This is a genomic window from Mycobacterium sp. NGS22, assembly GCF_059813095.1.
The window spans coordinates 1-558 of the sequence record NZ_JCALDY010000066.1; the positions used below are offsets into that span (position 1 = coordinate 1).

At 63.3% G+C, this 558-nt stretch carries 1 protein-coding gene; it reads right to left on the minus strand.

What is annotated here, in order from left to right; all coding sequences use genetic code 11:
• Window positions 1-57: 57 nt before the first annotated feature.
• A partial coding sequence (locus AC5Y47_RS25665) for a transposase (protein ID WP_499947066.1) occupies window positions 58-558 on the minus strand: 501 nt, incomplete at its 5' end.

Consider the following 558-nt stretch of genomic DNA (forward strand, 5'->3'; position numbering starts at 1 on the left):
GGTCAAGTCCAGGGACGTGGTGTACGACGTCGTCGTGTGATTCTTCGTCGTAGTGGTTCAGGCGGTCAGTGCCGCGGGGGTGTCCTCCTTGTCTGTCTGGGTCTCGCCGACGGTGCGTGATTTGCTGAGGACGTCGAGGCCGAGGTAGCGCCGCGATTCGGCCCATTCGTCGTGTTGTTCGGCCAGCACGGCGCCGACGAGGCGGATCAGGGCGGAGCGGTCGGGGAAAATGCCGACGACGTCGGTGCGGCGGCGGATCTCCTTGTTGAGCCGTTCCTGGGGATTGTTCGACCAGATCTGGCGCCAGATCTGTTTGGGGAACGCGGTGAACGCCAGCAGATCCGCCCGCGAGTTCTCCAGGTGTTCGGCGACCTTGGGCAGCTTGTCGGCTAGGGCGTCGATGATCCGAACATATTGCGCCTCAACCGATTCAGTGTCAGGTTGGTCGAACACCGAATGCAATAGTGTCCGCACCCACGGCCACGACGTCTTGGGCGTGATGGCCATCAGATTCGTCGTGTAGTGCGTTCTGCAGCGCTGCCAGGCCGCCCCGGGCAG